This is a genomic window from Mesorhizobium sp. M7A.F.Ca.CA.003.01.2.1, assembly GCF_003998945.1.
Lineage (GTDB): Bacteria > Pseudomonadota > Alphaproteobacteria > Rhizobiales > Rhizobiaceae > Mesorhizobium > Mesorhizobium ciceri.
Map to the genome: position 1 here is coordinate 1 of NZ_RZRA01000884.1, position 2,324 is coordinate 2,324.

Consider the following 2,324-nt stretch of genomic DNA (forward strand, 5'->3'; position numbering starts at 1 on the left):
ATCCGGCCGCGCATGGCGTCGATCGCCTCGCGCACGCCCTCAATCGTCTCGCCATAGCGCTTGTAGGGGACGCATTCGCCGCGGCCGAAATGGCCGCCGTCGCTGATCGTGCAGGAGATCACTTCGGCTTCGGTCTTGGAACCGCGCGAAATGGTGAAGGTTCCGGCGATGGGAAAACGCTCGGCCTCGACCGAAATGACACGCGCCATATTTTTCTGCTCCTGCTGTGCGACAAGCGTTGTCGGCAAATCGACAGGTCAGACCCGTCAGGCTAAACAGGACGCCATGTTGACCATCGGCAAGCGCGACGCAAGCGGCACGACCGCAGGGGAGGCTGACCACGAACCGCGCGTGGCGATCGGCGAGGAGGACGGCGTTCTTGGCTGCGCTTTCTCCGGAATCTGGACGACACGGACCGTTGCACTCGTCGACGCCGACATGCGCAAGATCGAAAAGCGAAGCGGCTTCAAAATCTTGGCGCTCGATGTTTCCAAGATCGAGAAGATGGACACTGCCGGCGCCTGGCTGATCGACCGGCTGGTCAGCGCCTTCGAGAAGAAGGGTGTCGAAATCCAGATGCAAGGCCAGAGCGAGATCGCTTCGATCCTGCTCGAAGCTGTCGGCGAGGCCGTGCGGCGCGAACCCGAATCCGGCCCGGTGCGACCGCCCAACATCGTCATTCGCGCGCTGGAGGCGGTTGGCCGCCGGGTCTACGAGATGCGCGACGATTTTCTGGCCTCGATGAACATCCTCGGCGCCACCATCCGTGGCGCGCAGATGAAGCTCGGCCGTGGCCATGCCGTCAACCCGGCGGCGATTTTCAACCAGATCGACCGTATGGGCGTCGGCGCCATTCCGGTGGTGGTGCTGATGTCGGCGATCGTCGGCGCCATCGTCGCCCAGCAGGGCGCCTATCAGCTCAGCTATTTCGGCGCCGATATCTTCGTCGTCGACCTCGTCGGCGTGCTGATCCTGCGCGAACTCGGCGTGCTGATGACGGCGATCATGATCGCCGGCCGCTCCGGCAGCGCGATCACCGCCGAGATCGGCTCGATGAAGATGCGCGAGGAGGTCGACGCGCTGAAGGTCATCGGGCTCAACCCGATCGGCGTCCTGGTCTTTCCGCGGCTCGTGGCGCTGGTCATCGCCTTGCCGTGCCTGACCATCATCGCCAATTTCGCCGCACTCGGCGGCGGCATCCTGGCTGCCTGGCTCTATTCCGACATCCCGCCCGCCGCCTTCATCGACCGGCTGCGCGTCGCCATCGATCTCAGCACCATCTTTGCGGGCCTGATCAAGGCGCCGTTCATGGCCATGATCATCGGCACGATTGCCTCGGTCGAAGGCATGAAGGTCGGCGGCAGCGCCGAATCGCTCGGCCAGCATGTTACCGCTTCGGTGGTGAAGTCGATCTTCGTCGTCATCATCCTCGACGGGCTTTTTGCCATGTTCTACGCAGCGATCGAGTTCTGAGATGAAGCTGCGAAACAGGAAAAGGGCGGGTGCATTGGCGGATGACGCGGGCGAGGGCGATATCGTGCTTTCCGCGCACGACATCAGCGTTTCCTTTGCCGACAAGCTTATCCTCGACAGACTGTCGCTCGACATAAGGCGCGGCGAAATCCTTGGATTTGTCGGCGCCTCGGGTGCTGGCAAATCCGTTCTGCTGCGCACCATTCTCGGCCTGACACGCAAGCAGTCGGGCACGATCAGGCTGTTCGGCGTCGATATCGAGAAGGCTGATGATGCCGAGCGTCTGCGCATCGACATGCGGCTTGGCGTGCTGTTCCAGCACGGCGCCCTGTTCTCGGCGCTGACGGTGCTGGAAAACGTCCAGGTGCCGATGCGCGAATATCTCGACCTGCCGCGAAAGCTGATGGACGAACTGGCGATGCTCAAGATCGAGCTGGTCGGGCTGCCGCCCGACGCGGCGCAAAAATTCCCATCCGAACTGTCCGGCGGCATGATCAAGCGCGCCGCGCTGGCGCGGGCGCTGGCGCTCGATCCCGACATCGTCTTCCTCGACGAGCCGACATCGGGTCTCGATCCGATCAGCGCGGCGGAGTTCGACGAGCTGGTGGTCAAGCTGCGCGATACGATGGATCTGACCGTCTACATGGTGACGCATGACCTCGACACGCTGTTCACCGCTTGCGACCGGGTGGCCGTGCTCGGCAAGAAGAAAGTGCTGGTCGAAGGCACCATCGACGACATGCTGAAGAGCGAGGAACCGTGGGTAAAATCCTATTTCCGCGGAAAACGCGCCCGGCAACTTGATCTTGCGGCGCGCGCATAGCCATAAGTGGGACAATGGAAACCAGAGC

The 2,324-nt window shown here is 62.7% G+C and carries 2 protein-coding genes and 1 pseudogene; 2 read left to right on the top strand and 1 reads right to left on the bottom strand.

Going from position 1 to position 2,324, the window contains the following annotated elements; translation table 11 throughout:
* Positions 1-209: pseudogene (locus tag EN969_RS27120) on the bottom strand (dipeptide epimerase); the annotation flags it as partial.
* A 76-nt stretch (positions 210-285) separates the two neighbouring features.
* Here EN969_RS27120 and EN969_RS27125 point away from each other — a divergent pair.
* Together EN969_RS27125 and EN969_RS27130 are read left to right on the top strand one after the other, a co-directional pair.
* Positions 286-1,473: an ABC transporter permease gene (locus EN969_RS27125; protein ID WP_063167913.1), complete on the top strand. Its 1,188-nt coding sequence runs from the start codon at positions 286-288 to the stop codon at positions 1,471-1,473.
* Position 1,474: 1 nt separating this feature from the next.
* A complete protein-coding gene (locus EN969_RS27130) occupies positions 1,475-2,296 on the top strand; it encodes an ABC transporter ATP-binding protein (RefSeq protein ID WP_024503546.1) in 822 nt (273 codons plus the stop codon).
* Positions 2,297-2,324 lie beyond the last annotated feature (28 nt).

Bases quoted from the DNA above. Each gene is read 5' to 3' on its own strand.
- EN969_RS27125 (WP_063167913.1), top strand. From the start codon at position 286: ATGTTGACCATCGGCAAGCGCGACGCAAGCGGCACGACCGCAGGGGAG.
- EN969_RS27130 (WP_024503546.1), top strand. From the start codon at position 1,475: ATGAAGCTGCGAAACAGGAAAAGGGCGGGTGCATTGGCGGATGACGCG.